The organism is Streptomyces sp. NPDC000410 (assembly GCF_040300305.1).
GTDB lineage: Bacteria > Actinomycetota > Actinomycetes > Streptomycetales > Streptomycetaceae > Streptomyces.
The window spans coordinates 64,526-83,960 of record NZ_JBEPDM010000011.1; the positions used below are offsets into that span (position 1 = coordinate 64,526).

A 19,435-nucleotide genomic window follows, 5' to 3' on the forward strand; every position below is an offset into this window, starting at 1 on the left:
ATGCCATGACCGTGAAAGCGCTCGCCGCCTCCACCCTGACCACGACCGCCGTCCGTGAGCTGCTGGCGCTCCCCACGATGGCCCCCGTGCCCGACGAGGAGTTCCTCGATCACAGCTCGAAGGTCCTGGGCTGGGATTTCACGGACCTCGTGTGCGAGGCGGAGCGCACGCGGCACGGGCACGTGCTGTCGTACGACGCGGACAATCCGCTGGGCAACGAGAAGGCGACGTTCAATCTGGTCTTCGCACAGGCGTATCCGTACGATCCGGACGGGCTGAACAACGTGGAGTGGCTGACCGGCGACGTCCGCGCGTGGGCGGACGAGCTCGGATGGCGGTTTCGGGCGGACCCGACGCTCGACGACTGCGAGGCGGTGCTCGCCGAGGCGGCCGGCACGGTGAGCGAGGTGCTCGGCCGCCCGCCGGAGCGGACCCTGCGCACCGACGAGTCCTTCAGCATGGGGCCGTTCGCCCTGTGCCGGATATGGCGCAGCGGGGAGCACGCCGTCGTCGTCAGCCCCTTGGAGGACCACGGTCCGTACGGCTATCTCACGCACTTCGTGCTGGTCCTGACGCCATGCCCGGCCGACGAGGAGCTGCCGGCCGACGAAACGGCGCTACGGGACTGGGTCGTGGGGCGGATCAACTGGTAGGCGGCAGAGCGCGCATGTGCGCGAGCCGGTGCCCTACCGGAAGGCCGGGGCCGACGCGACCGTCTCGACCGCGTCGGTGCCCGGGCTCCGCCCTTGCTCGATGTCCTGGTGCGCCAGGGACGGCCTAGTAGTCCAGGGGATCGTCGCCGCTGTCACTGGACGAGCTGCTGTCGTCGCTGGACGAGCTGCTGTCTTCCTTCTCCTCGGCCTTGATGCCGTAGGTGCTGTCCCAGGCCTCCTTGGGCATGCCGTAGAGCTCGTGGCAGTCGAGGCCGTCCGTCTCCTCACCCCAGGTTTCGGGGTCCTCGTGGGCGTAGACGCATGTGCGCAGGCGGTTGTCCTGCTCGATCTCCTCGATGGTGTCCGGGGTCTGGACGTAGATGAGGCCGGTGAAGACCGCTGTGGCGACGAGCGAGGCGACGGCTATACAGCCCGCGATGATCTTGAAGGGGCTGCGGCTCCGCTTCGGCTTCTCGCCGGGGAGGGGCGGAGGGAATGGCGGAGCGGCCGGCGGGACGGGGGTGTTGGCGTCCATAGTGGTCTCTCTGATCAGGCGAGTGGAAGATCCAAGTCTCCACGCATGGACCAGGGAGGCAACGGGCACCCCTGCGCCGCGACGGCGAAGGTGAGCCTTTGCGTGCCGCGTCAGCTCGCGTAGCCCCAGCGACTGAGCGCACGGTGCCGGCTGGGCGAACGCTCTCCCGCTGCCGCCCGTTGTTCAGAACTTGCGCAGATGGGCGAGGGTCATGGGGCGGGCTGAGCCCTGGCTGGCGGGACGGGATCGTCACATCGCCGAGTGGGCGAGGTGGAGAAGGCCGCTGCGTATCCGCTGTTCGCCGAGTTCTGGCAGGAGTGCGGCGATGTGGTCGGCCGCCAGCGCGGCGAGCAGGGCGTGGGCGGTGTGGTCCGGGTCGGGTGCGGTGGCCAGGAGGATCGCCACATGACGGTGCCAGAACCGGTAGGCCCCGATCCGGTATCGGGCACCAGGGGAGGCGGTTTCGGACATCCGGACCAGCGCCAGATGCTCCAGCAGGTAGTCGAAGTAGGCGTTGAGGAACGCGGCCAGGCGCTCGCCCGCCGGGGCCCCGGGGCCGAGCGGGGGTGGCCCGTGCAAGACCGCCTCCTGCAGCACACGCTCGCGGGAGTCCAGCAGCGCGGCGGCCAGCCCTGACTTGTCGCCGAACCGGCGGAACAGGGTGCCTTTGCCGACGCCGGCGGCTGCGGCCACCTGATCCATCGACACCGCCTCGACGCCCTGCTCGGCGAACAGCCTGGCGGCCGCCTCCAGTACCGCGACCCGGTTGCGGGCCGCGTCCGCGCGCTCCTTGGGCGGCGGCGTCCGCAGCAGTTCCAACGGCATTGCCGAACCGGACCGCAGTCCGTTACTGTCGTGAGCCATAACAGGACTGTAGTCCGATTCCCTTGGAGGTAGTGACATGACCGCACTCATCACCCGCGACGAGCTGGCAGCAGCGATCGAGGCCGGCGCCGTGACCGTCGTCGACACGCTTGGCGGCGAGTACTACGCCCAGCAGCACCTGCCCGGCGCCCTGGCGCTGATCCCGGCCCACGTCGACGCCCAGGCGCCCGCCGTGCTCCCCGACCGCGACGCCGCGATCGTCACCTACTGCTCCAACCCGGCGTGCCCCAATAGCGGACAGGTCGCCGACCGACTCACCGCCATCGGCTACACCAACGTCCGCAAGTACCGCGAGGGCATCCAGGACTGGACCGAGGCCGGCCTCCCCACCGAAACCGCCTGACCTTCGTCCCGGGGCGAAGACCCGCACGGAGTCTTCGCCCCTTCCCGCGGTCGCACGCCATGCACATCCCGCACGCCACGGGCCGCTCGACCGGCAGGCAGAACAGCCCGCAGAGGTACGGAGGCTGACCCGAACGCATCGGCCTCGAGCATGAGGCTGTGACACCCAGTGATCACCTGGAAGGCCCGTGCCTGTATTGCCGTCCTGGCCGGCCGAACCGCTGTGGGAACAATTCTCAACACTCCTGCCCGAGCGGCCGACCTACCACCCGGATCATCCGCTGCGCTGCCACCGCCCTCGCATCGGCGACCGGATCATCTTCGACAAACTGCTCCAGGTCCTGACACGACCTGCTCGACATCACCGTGCACCTGGACGCCGGCCACGACTCGGACAAAACCCGCGCCCTTCTCGACGAACGCGGCCTGCGCGGTCGCATCGCGCACAAGAGCGAGAAAGCGCCGATCCAAGCGAGCCGGCGCTGACGCGTGGAGCGCACTCACGCCTGGCAGCACACCTTCCACCGCCTCGCCCGCTGCTACGAACGCCGCGCTGCTGTGATCGACGCCTTCTTCGATCTCGCCGATGTGATCATCACCGTCCGCAGCCTCATCCGACGCGCCTGGACAACCCACCGCTGGGACAACCGCCCGAATCGGCGCCCTTGAACTCGCCCATCTGTGCGAGCTCTCAGTTGCCGGGCTTCTCGACGGCCGGACTGTTGAGACACTCGGTCTGCTTGTTGTTCTGGAAGATGATGTACTTGCCGTTCGTCTGGTCCTTGAGCGTGAACCCGCCGTTCATGACCTCGACACTGGCGCCTTCCAGCTCCGTCGAGTTGAACACGAAGACACGACCCGGCTCGTACCCGCCCCCGGAGACGTGCACCTTTCCGTTGGGGAGCAGACCTGACAGCGAGCATGTGGCGGTCGGGGCGGCCGCCGACGACTGGGTGAGCGCCACGGGGCCCAGGGCGGTCGCCGAGGCGACGAGAGCGGTGAGGACGGCGATGCGGGTACGTCGATACATGACTGTTCCCCTCGATGAGGGCTGGTTGGTGCGGCGGGCGGCCACGTGAGGACGCGTCATGAGGCCGCGGCAATGAAGCGGATCCGCGTCGGTGCCCGTGCCGAGGCGCCTGGCGCGTCGACACGGGCAGGGAAGACGGCTGGGCCTAGGGGCAGTACTTCTTGATCGCCGCGTTGTAGGCGGTGTCGTAGGCGAGCTGCTTGGCCTCCTGCGCCTGCGCCTGCGTATCCGGCAACAGTCCCTTGAGCGCATTCGGTCCCGGCGGCTTTGCGTCACGGGCGCCGCTCTCGGCCACTTCCCTTCCCATCGTGCGCCGCCCGGCCGACCGTGTCGACCTGGAACCGTGAAGGCCCCGCAGTGCGCAGAGCGGGGCCTTCGTACGGCCGAGGCGCCGGGGAGCGCGGGCCGGTCAGATGTCGCGGAAAATCTCGATCTGCGCCCCCACCGAGTTGAGGCGCTCCGCGAGCTCCTCGTACCCGCGGTTGATGACGTACACGTTGCGCAGCACGGACGTACCCTCCGCCGCCATCATCGCGAGCAGCACGACGACCGCGGGCCGCAGTGCCGGCGGGCACATCATCTCGGCCGCGCGCCAGCGGGTGGGGCCCTCGACGAGGACGCGGTGCGGGTCGAGGAGCTGGAGGCGGCCCCCGAGGCGGTTGAGGTCGGTCAGATAGATGGCGCGGTTGTCGTAGACCCAGTCGTGGATGAGGGTCTGGCCCTGGGCGACGGCGGCGATGGCCGCGAAGAACGGGACGTTGTCGATGTTGAGGCCGGGGAAGGGCATCGGGTGGATCTTGTCGATCGGCGCCTCCAGCTTGGAGGGCCGGACCGTCAGGTCGACCAGCCTGGTACGACCGTTGTCCGCCGTGTACTCCGCCGTACGGTCGTGGTCGAGGCCCATCTCCTCCAGCACCGCGAGCTCGATCTCCATGAACTCGATCGGGACCCGGCGGATCGTCAGCCGGGATTCCGTGACGACGGCGGCGGCGAGCAGGCTCATCGCCTCGACCGGGTCCTCGGAGGGGGAGTAGTCGACGTCCACGTCGATGGTCGCCACGCCGTGCACGGTCAGCGTCGTGGTGCCGATGCCGTCGACCCGTACGCCCAGTGCCTCCAGGAAGAAACACAGGTCCTGGACCATGTAGTTGGAGGAGGCGTTGCGGATGACGGTGACGCCGTCGTGGCGGGCGGCGGCCAGCAGGGCGTTCTCGGTCACGGTGTCGCCGCGCTCGGTCAGGACGATCGGGCGGCCCGGCGTCGTCGTCCGGTCGACGACGGCGTGGTAGAGCCCCTCGGTGGCGGTGATGTCGAGCCCGAAGCGGCGCAGCGCGATCATGTGCGGCTCGATTGTGCGCGTACCGAGGTCGCAACCGCCCGCGTAGGGCAGCCGGAAGGTGTCCAGCCGGTGCAGCAGCGGCCCGAGGAACATGATGATCGACCGGGTCCGGCGCGCGGCCTCGGCGTCGATGGTGTCCATGTCGAGACGGGCCGGCGGGACGATTTCGAGGTCGGTGCCCTCGTTGATCCAACGGGTGCGGACGCCGATGGAGTTGAGGACCTCCAGAAGCCGGTAGACCTCCTCGATGCGGGCCACCTTGCGCAGTACCGTACGGCCCTTGTTCAGCAGCGAGGCACACAGCAGCGCGACACAGGCGTTCTTGCTCGTCCTGACGTCGATGGCCCCGGACAACCGCCGTCCGCCGACGACCCGCAGATGCATGGGACCGGCGTAGCCGAGCGACACGATCTCGCTGTCGAGCGCCTCACCGATACGGGCAATCATCTCAAGGCTGATGTTCTGGTTGCCGCGTTCGATGCGATTGACGGCGCTCTGACTGGTGCTGAGGGCCTCGGCAAGCTGCGTCTGTGTCCAGCCCCGGTGCTGACGGGCGTCACGGATGAGCTTGCCGATACGTACGAGGTAGTCGTCTGCCATGGCTGGAGGCTATCTCAGATATGAGATGTGATCGCGCGGGGGTGGGCTGTTCGGGTGACGGAGCATCCGAGGGTGCCTCGCGTGCGGGTGTCGCAGGACACAGGGGCGACCGGGCATGACCGGACGGCGGTCATGTATTAGAGTTATCTCGACATCGAGATATCTGCCGAAGGCGTACCGCACCACCTTCCGTCCGGGATCACTAAGTAAGGGTGACCTAACTAAGCCTTACCTTAGCGGATCGCTGAGAAGACGCAGGCGGCAGGATGCGGTCAGTAACGCGCACATTGATGAAGGAGACTGTCGTGTCGGCGAACAGCTTCGACGCCCGCAGCACGCTGCGCGTGGGCGACGAGTCCTACGAGATCTTCCGGCTGGACAAGGTCGAGGGCTCCGCGCGCCTCCCTTACAGCCTCAAGGTCCTGCTGGAGAACCTGCTCCGTACCGAGGACGGCGCGAACATCACCGCCGACCACATCCGGGCGCTCGGCGGCTGGGACTCCCAGGCGCAGCCGAGCCAGGAGATCCAGTTCACGCCGGCCCGCGTGATCATGCAGGACTTCACCGGCGTGCCCTGTGTCGTGGACCTCGCCACCATGCGTGAGGCCGTCAAGGAGCTCGGCGGCGACCCGGCGAAGATCAACCCGCTCGCGCCCGCCGAGCTGGTCATCGACCACTCCGTCATCGCCGACAAGTTCGGCACCAAGGACGCCTTCGGCCAGAACGTCGAGCTGGAGTACGGCCGCAACAAGGAGCGCTACCAGTTCCTGCGCTGGGGCCAGACCGCCTTCGACGAGTTCAAGGTCGTCCCGCCCGGCACCGGCATTGTCCACCAGGTGAACATCGAGCACCTGGCCCGCACCGTCATGGTCCGGGGCGGTCAGGCGTACCCCGACACCCTCGTCGGCACCGACTCGCACACCACCATGGTCAACGGCCTCGGCGTGCTCGGCTGGGGCGTCGGCGGCATCGAGGCCGAGGCCGCCATGCTCGGCCAGCCGGTCTCCATGCTCATCCCGCGCGTCGTCGGCTTCAAGCTGACCGGCGAGCTCCCGGCCGGCACCACCGCCACCGACCTCGTCCTCACGATCACCGAGATGCTGCGCAAGCACGGCGTCGTCGGCAAGTTCGTCGAGTTCTACGGTGAGGGCGTCGCCGCCACCTCGCTCGCCAACCGCGCCACCATCGGCAACATGTCGCCGGAGTTCGGCTCCACCGCCGCGATCTTCCCGATCGACGGCGAGACCCTGAACTACCTCAAGCTGACCGGCCGCTCCGAGCAGCAGGTCGCGCTCGTCGAGGCGTACGCCAAGGAGCAGGGCCTCTGGCTGGACCCGTCCGCCGAGCCCGACTTCTCCGAGAAGCTGGAGCTCGACCTCTCCACGGTCGTCCCGTCCATCGCCGGCCCGAAGCGTCCGCAGGACCGCATCGTCCTCGCCGACGCCGCCGCGCAGTTCGCCCAGGACGTCCGCAACTACGTCGACACCGCCGACGAGGCTGGCCAGGAGTCCTTCCCGGCCTCCGACGCCCCGGCCGTCAGCAACGGCGTCCCGTCGAACCCGGTCGAGGTGACCGCCCCCGACGGCACGACCTACACGATCGACCACGGCGCCGTCACCGTCGCCGCGATCACCTCCTGCACCAACACCTCGAACCCGTACGTCATGGTCGCCGCCGCGCTCGTCGCGAAGAAGGCCGTGGAGAAGGGCCTGACCCGCAAGCCGTGGGTCAAGACCACCCTCGCCCCGGGCTCGAAGGTCGTCACCGACTACTTCGACAAGGCGGGCCTGACCCCGTACCTCGACAAGGTCGGCTTCAACCTCGTCGGCTACGGCTGCACCACCTGCATCGGCAACTCCGGCCCGCTGCCGGAGGAGGTCTCCAAGGCCGTCAACGAGCACGACCTGGCCGTGACCTCGGTGCTCTCGGGCAACCGCAACTTCGAGGGGCGCATCAACCCCGACGTCAAGATGAACTACCTGGCCTCCCCGCCGCTGGTCGTCGCGTACGCGCTCGCGGGCTCCATGAAGGTGGACATCACCAAGGACGCGCTCGGCACGGACACCGAGGGCAACCCGGTCTTCCTGAAGGACATCTGGCCGTCCGAGGCCGAGGTCAACGACGTCGTCGCCAACGCCATCGGCGAGGACATGTTCAACAAGTCCTACAGCGACGTCTTCGCGGGCGACGCCCAGTGGCAGGCGCTGCCGATCCCGACCGGCAACACCTTCGAGTGGGACGCGCAGTCCACCTACGTCCGCAAGCCCCCGTACTTCGAGGGCATGACGATGGAGACCACCCCGGTCACCGACATCGCCGGCGCCCGCGTGCTGGCCAAGCTCGGCGACTCGGTCACCACCGACCACATCTCCCCGGCCGGTGCCATCAAGGCCGACACCCCGGCCGGCCAGTACCTCACCGAGCACGGTGTGGAGCGTCGTGACTTCAACTCCTACGGCTCGCGCCGAGGCAACCACGAGGTCATGATCCGCGGCACGTTCGCCAACATCCGCCTGCGCAACCAGATCGCGCCGGGCACCGAGGGCGGCTACACCCGCGACTTCACCCAGGCCGACGCCCCGGTGTCGTTCATCTACGACGCCTCGCAGAACTACCAGGCCGCCGGCACCCCGCTGGTCATCCTGGGCGGCAAGGAGTACGGCTCCGGCTCGTCCCGCGACTGGGCCGCCAAGGGCACCGCGCTCCTCGGCGTCAAGGCCGTCATCACCGAGTCGTACGAGCGCATCCACCGCTCGAACCTCATCGGCATGGGCGTCCTGCCGCTCCAGTTCCCGGCCGGCCAGACGGCCGACTCGCTCGGCCTGACCGGCGAGGAGACCTTCTCCATCACCGGCATCACCGAGCTGAACGAGGGCACCACGCCGAGCACGGTCAAGGTCACCACCGACACCGGTGTCGAGTTCGACGCGGTCGTCCGCATCGACACCCCCGGTGAGGCGGACTACTACCGCAACGGCGGCATCATGCAGTACGTGCTGCGCAGCCTGATCCGCGGCTGAAGGATCCGGTAGCAGCGAAGGGCCGCACCCCCCTCACGGGGAGTGCGGCCCTTCGGCGTAACGGCGCGGCCGGGTCAGATGGTGCCGTCCTTGACGGCGGTGACGAACGACGCCCAGCCCTCGGCCCGGAACGCGAGCGCCGGACCCTCGGGGGCCTTGCTGTCGCGGACAGGGAGGATGCCGGGAACGTTGTCGGCGACTTCGACGCAGCTGCCGCCCGTGCCGTCGCTGTAGGACGACGTGCGCCAGGCCGCGCGGCTCAGATCCTGTGTGCTGGTCATGAGTTCCTGTGCTCCTCCGCCACCGACTCCAGCAGGTCGAGGGAGGCCATCGGTGACAATGCGGCGGCCCTCGCGAGATCGTATGACCCCTGGCAGCTCGCCTCTCGTAGCAGGCCCGAAGGCCCCACCGCCGCAGCGGCGTTCCAGACCGGTCGCCAAAGTTCCCTCCAGCCGAGAACAGGCAGACAACGAGGGCCAGGCGACCTGGAGTTCCCTCTTCCTTTTCCGGACTTGGGGCAGCCATCGGCCAACCTGTTTGGGCGAGCCGTCAGCAAAGGCGCCCCGCCAGATACCGCTGGAACTGCCACAGCGGCCGCTCCAGATGGGAGAACCGCCCGCCCGAAGGCCCCGGATCGGTTGCGAGGCCCCGCTGGACGCCCCGGATGGCGACGAGATCCTCACCCTGGATCAGCTTCAGCGTCTCCCGGGACTGCTGTACGTACGCCTCGAATCCCGGGGCCTTCCTGGCCTCCTGCGGTACGAGCACGGTCGCCAGCGTGTCATGGCTGTCCGGGCCGGTCGGGATCCAGCGGAAGAACGTGACGCTGTCCGGGAGGAGTGCCATGACCAGATTCGGGAAGATGCCCGCGATCCTCATCCCGGACAGCTCGGCGGCGCCCAGCCCGGGGATCAACGGCGACAGTGACGAAAGCTCCGCCGCCGCGGCCGCGAACGGTGTGTCCATCGCGAACCAGCGGCCGTCGCTCTCCTCGACGACGGTGCCCTTGCCGGGCACGATCCGCTCCAGCGAGCCCGCGTGCGTACCCATGTGGTGGTAGTTCTCCGAGCCGTTCTCGACGGCCACCTTCCAGTTCGCCGGGATGCCCTCCCAGCGCACCGTGTACGCCACGACCAGGTCGTCGATCCCGTACGGCGCCAGCTTCGCGCCGAGGCCCGTGAGCTGCGGGCCGAGCGCCTCGGCGGCCGGATCGGCGTTGACCATGATCAGGCCGTGGCACACCTCCAGCCGGTGGCGCGGCAGCCGGCAGGCGGCCCGGTCGAATTCGACCCGGTTCATCAGCGGCGCCCCGTGCAGCTGCCCCGCGTACTCGCCGTTCAGCTTGTACGTCCAGGTGTGGTACGGGCAGGTCAGCCGGGTGAGGCTGCCGCGGTCCGGGGTCGTCTCCGGCGGCAGTACGTCCATGAAGCGGTGCCGGCACACCCGGGACAGGGCGTGCAGCTCGCCGTCCTCGTCGCGGGTGATGACCAGGGGGTCGCCGGGCAGATCGACCCGCAGGTAGTCCCCGGGCGCGGCGACCTGATCGATGTGCCCGGCGCACAGCCAGTCGCCCTGGAAGATCCGCTCCCGTTCCAGCCGGTGGAAGTCGGGGGAGGTGTAGGCGCGGGCGGGGAGGGTCTCGCCGCGCTCCAGCGGCAGCCCCGCGACGCGGGCCAGTTCGTCGAGCAACAAGGAGATGTCGGTGTCCGGCATGGTGGTGCCGCCTTCCGTCCGTGTGCGAGGGGGGTGCCCCCTGCACACACGCTAGGCGGCGAGGGGTGCCCGGCGGATCGACGACAGGGCCGATCCTGGCGGTGCCCGTCGCTACATCGTTCGGACGACCCGGGCCGGGGCCCGGGTCATCCTCACGTCCGCGTCACGCGAGCAGCTCGATCTCCGCGAGCGTCGCCGTGAAGGCACCACCGCCGCCCGGGGCACCACCAGGTGCCGGGCTGCCCTTGGCACCCGTACCGGCATCGGTCAGGACCAGCCGGTACTTCTCGTACGCCCCCGGTCGCGCCACCGTGAAGACCCGGGTCTGCTTGTCCCACGTGAAGAACTCGCCCGACCGCCGGTCCAGATCGGTCCAGGTCGTGCCGTCACGTGATCCCTGCAGCACCCAGCTCAGCGGTGCCGTGTCCTTCGCCGACGAGGTGAGCGTGTACTGCACCGCTCGCGTCCCCCCGGCGACCGGCAGCTCCACCTGGGTCCCGAGCTCCGCCCGCGTACCGGAGGAGTTGTCGAACAGCGCGCCGGGGCCGCTGATCGCGTCCCGGCGCGGCGCGGGGACCTTGTCGTCCCGGGTGACCGAGACGGGGGCGGCGTTCTTGCCCGTGCCCCACGCCGAGGGCCTCGGGCCCATGTCGAACTCCAGCGTTCCGCCGCGGGCGAGGAGCGCGTGCGGCAGGGCGGTGGACTTCCAGGGCTTTCCGTTCACCCTCAGGCCCTGCACGTAGATGTTCCGTGCGCTGTTCTCCGGGGCCTTCACCACCAGCTCGCGGCCGTTGTCCAGACGCACGGTGGCCTTGGTGAAGAGCGGTGAGCCGATCGCGTACTCCCCGCTGCCCATCACCAGCGGATAGAAGCCGAGCGCGGAGAACAGGAACCAGGCGGACTGCTCGCCGTTGTCCTCGTCGCCGTGGTAGCCCTGCCCGATCTCGCTGCCGACGTAGAGGCGGGAGAGCACCTCGCGCACCTTCGCCTGCGTCTTCCAGGGCTGCGAGGCCGCGTTGTACATGTAGGGGACGTGGTGGGCGACCTGGTTGGAGTGCCCGTACATCCCCATCCGTACGTCCCTGGCCTCCGTCATCTCATGGATGACGCTGCCGTACGAGCCGACGAACTCGGGGGACGCCGTCTCCGGAGTGGCGAAATACGTGTCCAGCTTCTTCCCGAGCGCCGGGCGGCCGCCGTAGAGGTTGGCCAGACCCCGTGAGTCCTGGGGCGCGGTGAAGGCGTATCCCCAGCCGTTCGTCTCGGTGTAGTCGTAGCCCCAGATCCTCGGGTCGTACTTCTCCGAGGGGACCCGCCAGTCGCCCTTCAGGTTCCGGCCCTGGAAGAAGCCGGCCCTGGCGTCGAAGAGGCTGACGTAGTTGCGGGCACGGTTGAGGAAGTAGGCCGATTCCTCCTTGTAGCGGGCCTTCTTGGTCTTCGCGTAGAGGGCGTCGGCCATCTTGGAGAGGCCGTAGTCGTTGAGGTAGCCCTCCAGCGACCAGGACAGGCCCTCGTGGGTCTCCGTGGAGGCGTATCCGAGGAACGGAGAGCTCTCCATGCCCTTGCGGCCCACGCCCTTGCTGGGCGGCACGACGGTCGCGTTCTTCAGCGCGGCCTCGTACGCCGCCTCCGCGTCGAAGCCCCGGACGCCCTTGACGTACGCGTCGGCGAAGGCGACGTCGGACGAGGTGCCGGTCATCAGATCGGCGTAGCCGGGGGAGGACCAGCGGGAGATCCAGCCGCCGTCCTTGTACTGCTGGACGAAGCCGTTCACCAGCTCGCCCGCCTTCTTCGGGGTGAGGAAGGAGTACGCGGGCCAGGTCGTCCGATAGGTGTCCCAGAAACCGTTGTTGACGTAGACCTTGCCCTCGACGATCTTCGCGCCGGTGTGGGTCGGTGTGTCGGGCCCGGTCTGCGGCGAGAACGGGCTCGCGTACTTGTACGTCCCGTCGACCTTCTCGAAGCCGGAGTTCGGGTACAGGTAGAGCCGGTACAGCGAGGAGTAGAGGGTCACCAGCTGGTCGTGGGTGGCGCCCTCGACCCGTACCCGGCCGAGGATCTCGTCCCATGCGCCCCGGGCACGGTCCTTGACCCGGGCGAAGTCCGCCGAGGCCGGGATCTCCTGCGCCAGGTTCTTCTTCGCCTGCGCCACGCTGATGAGCGAGGTCGCTGTCCGCAGGGTGACGGTACGGTCCTTGCCCGCGTCGAAGCGGAGGTGTCCCTTCACGCCCTGCGCGGCGGACGAGGTGACCGGCGCGTCGAAGACGCCGTACACGAACAGCCGGGTGGCGCCCGTCGACAGGCCGCTCTTGACGTCCGAATAGCCGGTGAAGGAACTGGTCGCCGGGTCGAGGGTGAGCCCGGCCTGGTCGGTGACGTTGTCGAAGATCACCGCCGCGTTCTCACCCGGATAGGTGAAGCGCATCATCGCGGCGTGATCGGCGGGAGCGATCTCCGCCTTCAGCCCGTTCTCGAAGGTCACTCCGTAGTAGTGCGGACGGGCCGTCTCCTTCTCATGGCGGAAGGGGAGCGCACGGGCGCCGCGCGCCGGGTCCGGCGTACCGGCCGCCGCGGACGGCATCAGCTGGAAGGTCTGCCGGTCGCCCATCCACGGGCTCGGCTCATGGCTCGCGCTGAACGCCTGCACGGTCGGCAGGTTGTCCGCGTTGTTCGCCCGCGCGTACTCGTACAGCCAGCTCAGTGATCCCGCGTTGGTCACCGGGGACCAGAAGTTGAAGCCGTGCGGGACGGCGGTCGCCGGGAAGTTGTTGCCGCGCGAGAACGAACCACTGGAGTTCGTGCCGCGGATCGTCGAGGCGTAGTCCGACGGATGGGCGAGCGGCTCCTCGGGCGCCCGGGGAGCGAGGCGGATGTCGTCGATCCAGCCCTGGAACTGCGCCGGGCCCTTGGGGGAGTCGTACGCCACCAGGATCCGGTCCACCGTCTTTCCGGCCGCGACCGCGCCGATCAGGGAGTCCACCTGGTTCCACTGGTTGACGTAGAGCCGCTTCGCCGCGGCCTGACCCCGTGGGGTCAGCAGACCGCCGTGCGCGTCGCGCGCCTTGAGGTCACTCAGATAGGTGCCGTCGGTGAACGCGAGATCGACGGCCACATGCGTGGCCGGGTAGCTCAGATCCGTCTCGGGCAGCGAGGGGAACACCCGGTACGACAGCCCGGTGTCGCGCCGCACGGGCATGTCGACGTCGAAGACCTTGTTGTACGAGTACGCGCGGCCGTCCGGCTTGTGCGTACCGGCGTACTTCAGCGCGCGCTTCCCGGTGAAGCCGGCATGGGCCTTCGCCGTGGGGGAGCCGGCGGGGCCGCGGTCGACCTGGCTGCGCATGTCGGCCGGGGCCGGGGGCGCGGTGTCGCCGTTCGAGAACTGGACGTCGGCGAGCTGGAGGATGTCCGGGGCACCGTTGTTCCCGGTGATCTCCAGCCGGTAGTGGGCGTACGGGGCGGCGTCGGCGGCGGGGACGTCGTACGTCTTCGTCTCGAAACGCTTCTCGAAGCGCTGGCCCTCGCGGGTGTCGAGGACCTTCCACTCCTTGCCGTCCGTCGAGCCCTTGAGGGACCAGTCCGCGGGGTCGCGCTCGTCGAAGTCGTTCGCCGACGTCAGGGCGTAGGTGACGACCTCGACCGGTTCGGACAGGTCGAACTCGGCCCAGCCCGTCGGTGCGAACGTCAGCCATTTGGTGCCGGGCTGGAGATCGACCAGATTCTCCTTCGTCTCCCCGGCCCCGGTGTTCTCGCCGCTGGCGCGCACCTCGACGACCTTGTCGGTGACGTTGCCGGGGATTCCGGTGGAGAAGCCTCCGTCGACTCCTGATGCCCGCTTGCGTCCGTCGGGACCCGTTTCCACGGTGTTCCGCCAGTCGGGCTGGGCCTCGTCCGCTTCGAACGAGGTGGAGAATTCCCGGGCCGAGGCGGCGGGTTCGGAGTGGGGTGTGACGCCGGCCGACCGTATGGTCACTATCAACAGGGAAGCGGCCGCCGCCATGGCGGCCGTCCGGACGTATCTGTGCCGGGATCCGGTTCTGGGCTGCATGCCGAGCCATTCCTCCCGAGGAAGCGATTCAGACAACGTTGTCAGTGAATTGCGCAAGCTCCAGTAGGGAGGTAAGTGCGCGGTGATGTCAAGGGTGTTGACGGTGTGTGGGGGTTCGGAATCAACCATTCCGATGACTTTTCGCCGATACCGCGCGTCGATCCGCGTCCTGGATATCCACGAGGTCTCAACTCGGGAAAGACTGCCGGCCAACCTTGCTCTCGATCTTGCTCCGATGACCAGAAGTGGACTATACCTGTCGGCGTCCGCCCCGCCGGGGCACTGCACCCCCTGCACGACCAGCTTCAGCAAATGACCGCGGTGGCGGGGCCCTTCGCCTCAGGCGAGAAGGACGGGCGACCGGTACACCGCCTGAGTCCTGGAGAAGGCGAGGACTTGCGCATGGGATCCACCTCCGCACACAAGAACGGCGGTCTCGGCCGCCGTGATCTGATCAAGCGTTCCGCGGCACTCGGCCTGATCACCGTTCCGACGATGAGTTTCCTGTCGGCCTGTGCCACCGGTGGCGGCGGCAGCGGTGAGAAGCAGACCAAGGCCCCTGGCGGCGCCAAGTCCGAGAAGAACCCGCTCGGTGTGGAGAAGGGCGTCGCGCTGGAGGCGTTCATCTTCAAGGGCGGTCTGGGCGACCAGTACGCCAAGGACGCCGAGGCCGACTACAAGAGCACGTACGGCGCCGAGGTCAAGCACACCGGGACGCAGCAGGTCGGCCCGAAGCTGACCCCGAGGTTCGCGGGCGGCAACCCGCCGGACGTCATCGACAACTCCGGCGCCGACCACCTGGACATGAACAAGCTGTCCACGCAGGGTCAGCTCCAGGACCTCACGGCCCTGCTCGACGCCGGTTCCCTGGACGACCCGGCCAAGAAGGTCCGGGACACGATCCACCCGAGCACGATCGAGAAGGGCAAGCACGGCGACACCTTCGACGTGCTGTACTACGCCTTCACGATCTACGGCACCTGGTACTCCCAGAAGCTGCTCGCCGACAAGGGCTGGACGTACCCGAAGACCCTCAGCGAGATGGTCACGCTCTGCGGCGAGATCAAGAAGGCCGGGATCGCGCCCTGGACGTACGCGGGCAAGTATCCGTACTACGTGCACTTCAACCTCTTCGCCCAGATCGCCAAGATCGGCGGCATGGAGGGGTGGATCGCGATCGACAACCTGGAGCCCAACGCCTGGACGAAGAACGACGCGGTCAAGGAGGTCGTGGAGCACTACGAGGAGCTCGCGGCCAAGAAGTACTTCCTCGAAGGCAGCCAGGGCCTGACCCACATCCAGTCGCAGACCGCCTGGAACAAGGGCAAGGCCGTCTTCATCCCGAACGGCTCCTGGGTCGAGAACGAGGCTGCCCCGACCACGCCGAAGGACTTCGGCATGGCCGTCGGCGCGCTCTTCGACGGCACCGGCGACAAGATGCCGCACGGCACCCTGCGCGGCGAGCCGAGCGAGCCGTACCTCGTCGCCAGCAAGGGCAAGAACCCGGCGGGCGGCATGGAGCTGCTGCGGATCATGCTCTCCAAGAAGCACGCCCAGAACTTCGCGACCAAGGTGAAGTCGCTGACCTGTGTCGTGGGCGCCACCGAGGGCATGACGCTCTCACCGGGCCTCGCCTCCGCGAGCAAGGCCTTCAAGGAGGCGGGTGACAACCTGATCAGCCTTCAGCTCCAGGAGTGGTACCCGGCGCTCACCGACGAGAAGATCGGCGGCCTGACCGGCCAGCTGCTCACGGGCGAGCTGAAGGCCGCCGACTGGATCAAGAAGACCCAGGCGGAGTGCGACAAGGTCGCCAAGGACGACTCGGTCACCAAGTTCAAGCGCACGTCCTGACCAGACCGCTCGGCGAGTGAGCCGAAGGGGCGCGCGGGCGTCGAAAGGGAGAACGCGCGGAGGTCCTGAGGAACGAAGGACCGAGCACGATCGACCGTCGACGCGCGCTCAAGCGCCCCGGAGGAGAACCGAGCCCTGAAAAGCAGACCAGAAGAGGGGAAGGCCGGGAAGCACCATGCAACACGGCAAATACCGATTCATCGTGGGCTTCCTGGCCCTGCCCGTGATCATCTACGCGGTCTTCGTGATCTCGCCATTCGTTCAGGCGTTCCAGATCTCGATGACCGACTGGTCCGGACTCGTGGGCACCGCCGAGTTCGTGGGTCTGGACAACTTCCAGCGGCTCTGGGAGAGCGACGACTTCTGGAACGCGCTGCGCCACAACGTCTACATGCTGGCGCTGGTCCCGGTCGTCACACTCGGCCTCGGACTGTTCTTCGCCTTCATGCTCAATGTGGGCGGCCGGCGCAGAAAGAACGAAGTGGTCACGGGCGTGGCCGGGTCGAAGTTCTACAAGTTCGTCTTCTTCTTCCCCCAGGTCATCTCCGTCACGATCATCGCCGTCATCTGGTTCAACATCTACAATCCCGACCCGGCCGACGGCATGCTGAACTCGCTGCTCGGCGCCGTGGGCCTGGACAGCCTGCAGAATTCCTGGCTGGGGGAGAAGAGCCTCGCGCTCTGGTGCATCAGCGCGGTCATGGTCTGGGGCCACGTCGGCTTCTACGTGGTGCTCTTCTCCGCCGCGATGGCGTCCATCCCGCGCGACATGTACGAGGCGGCCCTGCTCGACGGCGCGAACCGCTTCCACACCTTCTTCAGGATCACCCTGCCGCTGCTGTGGGACACCGTGCAGACCGGCTGGGTGTACATGGGCATCATCGCCCTCGACGCCTTCGCGCTGGTCCAGATCATGTCGGTGAACATGGGCGGCCCGGACGGCGCCACCGACGTCATGCCGCTGAGGCTCTATCTGACGGCCTTCCGCGACAGCCAGTTCGGTTACGCCTCCGCCATGGGCGTCGCGATGCTCGTGGTCACGATGACGTTCGCAGTCCTCACGATGCGCTTCGCGCGACGTGAGCGGATCGAGTACTAGGGGTACGGGCGATGACGACCGAAGAGATCGAAGTGGTGGCCAAGGAGGATGCTCCGGCCACGGTCACCAGGACGCTCGGGCCGACGCGCGGCCGTACCTCCGAGGGCGGCGTGCTGAACGTCTTCTCGCACGGCATCCTCGCGCTGTGGGCGCTGATGGTCGGTGTGCCGCTGCTGTGGGTGCTGTGGAGCGCCTTCAAGGACAGCAACGGCATCCTGTCCGATCCCTGGGGCCTGCCGACCGTCCTCCACTGGGAGAACTGGTCCAACGCGTGGAACGACGCCAACATGGGCCAGTACTTCATCAACACCGTGATCGTGGTGGGCGGCTCCGTCGTCGGCACGATGGTGCTCGGCTCCATGGCCGCGTACGTACTGGCCCGCTTCACCTTCCCCGGCAACCGGCTCATCTACTACCTGTTCGTGGCCGGTATGTCCTTCCCCGTGTTCATGCTGGTGATCCCGCTCTTCTTCGTCCTGCGGGACTTCCCGGGCAGCTCGCTCCTGGCCTCGTACCAGGGGCTGATCCTGGTCTACATCGCGTACTCGCTGCCGTTCACCGTCTTCTTCATGACGGCGTTCTTCCGCACCCTGCCCACCTCGGTGGCCGAGGCGGCGCTGATCGACGGGGCCTCGCACACGCGGACGTTCTTCCAGGTGATGCTGCCGATGGCCAAGCCGGGCCTGATCAGCATCGGCATCTTCAACTTCCTGGGGCAGTGGAACCAGTATCTGCTGCCGATGGTGCTCAACCAGCAGGAGGACAAGTACGTCCTGACCCAGGGCCTGGCGATGATCGCGCTCCAGCAGGGCTACGAGAACGACTGGGGCGCGCTGATGGCGGGCATGATGATCGCCATGCTGCCGGTGCTCATCGTGTACTCCGTCTTCCAGCGGCAGGTCCAGTCCGGTCTCACCGCGGGGGCGCTCAAGTAGCTCTTCCGGCCCCGCCACGCTCCGCTCCAGCCCGCTCAGCTCTTGACGGGGGGCGGCCCCAAAGGCTCCCCTTAGAGTTCACATGTTGGAGTAAAGAGCGGGAGTGTGTGAGTCGATGGAGACTCCGGGGTCGCAGACATCTCTGCATCGGGCCAATCTCGAGCGCGTCGTACGTGCGGTGCGGATGGCCGGTTCGCTCACACAGGCCGAGATCGCCAGGAGCACCGGCCTCTCCGCCGCCACGGTCTCCAACATCGTTCGCGAACTGAAGGACGGCGGAACGGTCGAGGTGACCCCCACCTCGGCCGGCGGCCGCAGGGCCCGCAGCGTCTCGCTGAGCGGGGACGCCGGCATCGTCATCGGGGTCGACTTCGGCCACACCCACCTGCGGGTCGCCGTCGGGAATCTCGCCCATCAGGTGCTCGCCGAGGAGGCCGAGCCGCTCGATGTGGACGCGTCGTCCGCCGAGGGCTTCGACCGGGCGGAGCGGCTGGTCACCCGGCTGATCGAGGCCACGGGCATCGGCCGGGACAAGGTCATCGGCGTCGGTCTCGGCGTGCCCGGACCGATCGACGTGGAGTCCGGGACGCTCGGCTCCACCTCGATCCTGCCGGGCTGGACCGGTATCAACCCCAGAGCCGAGCTCTCGGGCCGGCTCGGCGTGCCCGTGTACGTCGACAACGACGCGAACCTCGGCGCGCTGGGCGAGCTGGTGTGGGGGAGCGGGCGCGGGGTCAGGGACCTCGCGTACATCAAGGTCGCCAGCGGTGTCGGCGCCGGGCTGGTCATCAGCGGTCAGATCTACCGGGGGCCCGGCGGCACGGCCGGCGAGATCGGGCACATCACGCTGGACGAGTCGGGGCCCGTCTGCCGCTGCGGCAACCGGGGCTGCCTGGAGACCTTCACCGCCGCGCGGTACGTCCTGCCGCTGCTCCAGCCCAGCCACGGCCCCGATCTGACCATGGAGCGCGTGGTGCAGCTCGCGCGCGAGGGCGACCCGGGCTGCCGCCGGGTCATCGCCGACGTCGGCCGGCACATCGGCAGCGGCGTGGCGAACCTGTGCAATCTGCTCAATCCCAGCCGGGTCGTTCTCGGTGGAAACCTCGCCGAAGCGGGAGAATTGGTCCTCGCACCGATCCGTGACTCGGTCTCCCGGTACGCGATCCCCAGCGCGGCCCGTCAACTCTCGGTCCTTCCCGGCGCGTTGGGCGGGCGGGCGGAGGTACTGGGGGCGCTGGCGCTCGTGCTCAGCGAAATGGGTGATTCGACCCTTCTCGACAGTTCGGTCCCGTCCGGGACTCCTGCCTTCACTTAGAAAACAGATGGCACCGTTGTCATCTCGTTAAGGATTTACTCCTTGACGCTGGTCTGGCGGCCGAGTTGAC

At 68.1% G+C, this 19,435-nt stretch carries 14 protein-coding genes and 1 pseudogene; 8 read left to right on the forward strand and 7 right to left on the reverse strand.

Going from position 1 to position 19,435, the window contains the following annotated elements; all coding sequences use genetic code 11:
* Nucleotides 1-5 precede the first annotated feature (5 nt).
* Nucleotides 6-653 (forward strand): hypothetical protein, encoded by a 648-nt coding sequence (locus ABT342_RS15130; RefSeq protein ID WP_351572577.1) that lies wholly within the window; start codon nucleotides 6-8, stop codon nucleotides 651-653.
* Nucleotides 654-777: 124 nt separating this feature from the next.
* Here ABT342_RS15130 and ABT342_RS15135 read toward each other — a convergent pair whose 3' ends face one another.
* A complete protein-coding gene (locus tag ABT342_RS15135) occupies nucleotides 778-1,188 on the reverse strand; it encodes a hypothetical protein (protein ID WP_351572580.1) in 411 nt (136 codons plus the stop codon).
* Nucleotides 1,189-1,437: 249 nt separating this feature from the next.
* On the reverse strand, nucleotides 1,438-2,052 hold the full coding sequence (locus ABT342_RS15140; protein WP_351572583.1) for a TetR/AcrR family transcriptional regulator: 615 nt from the start codon (nucleotides 2,050-2,052) through the stop codon (nucleotides 1,438-1,440).
* Between the two features lie 37 nt (nucleotides 2,053-2,089).
* Between ABT342_RS15140 and ABT342_RS15145 the strand changes: the two genes are divergently transcribed.
* Complete coding sequence (locus ABT342_RS15145) at nucleotides 2,090-2,416, forward strand: rhodanese-like domain-containing protein (RefSeq protein ID WP_351572586.1); 327 nt, start codon at nucleotides 2,090-2,092, stop codon at nucleotides 2,414-2,416.
* A gap of 187 nt (nucleotides 2,417-2,603) precedes the next feature.
* Nucleotides 2,604-3,084: pseudogene (locus ABT342_RS15150) on the forward strand (transposase).
* Between the two features lie 22 nt (nucleotides 3,085-3,106).
* On the opposite strand, the gene ABT342_RS15155 reads toward ABT342_RS15150, so the two are convergent.
* On the reverse strand, nucleotides 3,107-3,445 hold the full coding sequence (locus ABT342_RS15155; protein WP_351572589.1) for a hypothetical protein: 339 nt from the start codon (nucleotides 3,443-3,445) through the stop codon (nucleotides 3,107-3,109).
* A 409-nt stretch (nucleotides 3,446-3,854) separates the two neighbouring features.
* Nucleotides 3,855-5,384, reverse strand: coding sequence for a helix-turn-helix domain-containing protein (locus ABT342_RS15160; RefSeq protein WP_351572592.1), 1,530 nt, complete (start codon nucleotides 5,382-5,384; stop codon nucleotides 3,855-3,857).
* 305 nt (nucleotides 5,385-5,689) lie between these two features.
* Here ABT342_RS15160 and acnA point away from each other — a divergent pair, with 305 nt between their 5' ends.
* A complete protein-coding gene (gene acnA, locus ABT342_RS15165; RefSeq protein WP_351572594.1) occupies nucleotides 5,690-8,404 on the forward strand; it encodes an aconitate hydratase AcnA in 2,715 nt (904 codons plus the stop codon).
* A gap of 74 nt (nucleotides 8,405-8,478) precedes the next feature.
* Here acnA and ABT342_RS15170 read toward each other — a convergent pair whose 3' ends face one another.
* The 3 genes from ABT342_RS15170 to ABT342_RS15180 form a co-directional block, all read right to left on the reverse strand.
* Complete coding sequence (locus tag ABT342_RS15170; protein WP_351572597.1) at nucleotides 8,479-8,685, reverse strand: DUF397 domain-containing protein; 207 nt, start codon at nucleotides 8,683-8,685, stop codon at nucleotides 8,479-8,481.
* Between the two features lie 268 nt (nucleotides 8,686-8,953).
* A complete protein-coding gene (locus tag ABT342_RS15175) occupies nucleotides 8,954-10,117 on the reverse strand; it encodes an aromatic ring-hydroxylating oxygenase subunit alpha (protein WP_351572600.1) in 1,164 nt (387 codons plus the stop codon).
* Between the two features lie 163 nt (nucleotides 10,118-10,280).
* Nucleotides 10,281-14,165 carry a GH92 family glycosyl hydrolase gene (locus ABT342_RS15180; RefSeq protein WP_351572603.1) on the reverse strand — a complete coding sequence of 1,295 codons (3,885 nt, stop codon included), beginning with the start codon at nucleotides 14,163-14,165 and terminating at the stop codon, nucleotides 10,281-10,283.
* A gap of 402 nt (nucleotides 14,166-14,567) precedes the next feature.
* On the opposite strand from ABT342_RS15180, the gene ngcE reads away from it, so the two are divergent.
* From ngcE to ABT342_RS15200, 4 genes are all read left to right on the forward strand, one after another.
* The gene (gene ngcE, locus ABT342_RS15185) at nucleotides 14,568-16,016 is read left to right on the forward strand and encodes an N-acetylglucosamine/diacetylchitobiose ABC transporter substrate-binding protein (protein WP_351572605.1); all 1,449 of its coding nucleotides are present in this window, start codon (nucleotides 14,568-14,570) and stop codon (nucleotides 16,014-16,016) included.
* 175 nt (nucleotides 16,017-16,191) lie between these two features.
* Nucleotides 16,192-17,115: a carbohydrate ABC transporter permease gene (locus ABT342_RS15190; RefSeq protein ID WP_351572607.1), complete on the forward strand. Its 924-nt coding sequence runs from the start codon at nucleotides 16,192-16,194 to the stop codon at nucleotides 17,113-17,115.
* Between the two features lie 11 nt (nucleotides 17,116-17,126).
* Nucleotides 17,127-18,050 carry a carbohydrate ABC transporter permease gene (locus ABT342_RS15195; protein ID WP_351572610.1) on the forward strand — a complete coding sequence of 308 codons (924 nt, stop codon included), beginning with the start codon at nucleotides 17,127-17,129 and terminating at the stop codon, nucleotides 18,048-18,050.
* A gap of 115 nt (nucleotides 18,051-18,165) precedes the next feature.
* On the forward strand, nucleotides 18,166-19,365 hold the full coding sequence (locus tag ABT342_RS15200) for an ROK family transcriptional regulator (protein ID WP_351572613.1): 1,200 nt from the start codon (nucleotides 18,166-18,168) through the stop codon (nucleotides 19,363-19,365).
* Nucleotides 19,366-19,435: the final 70 nt, after the last annotated feature.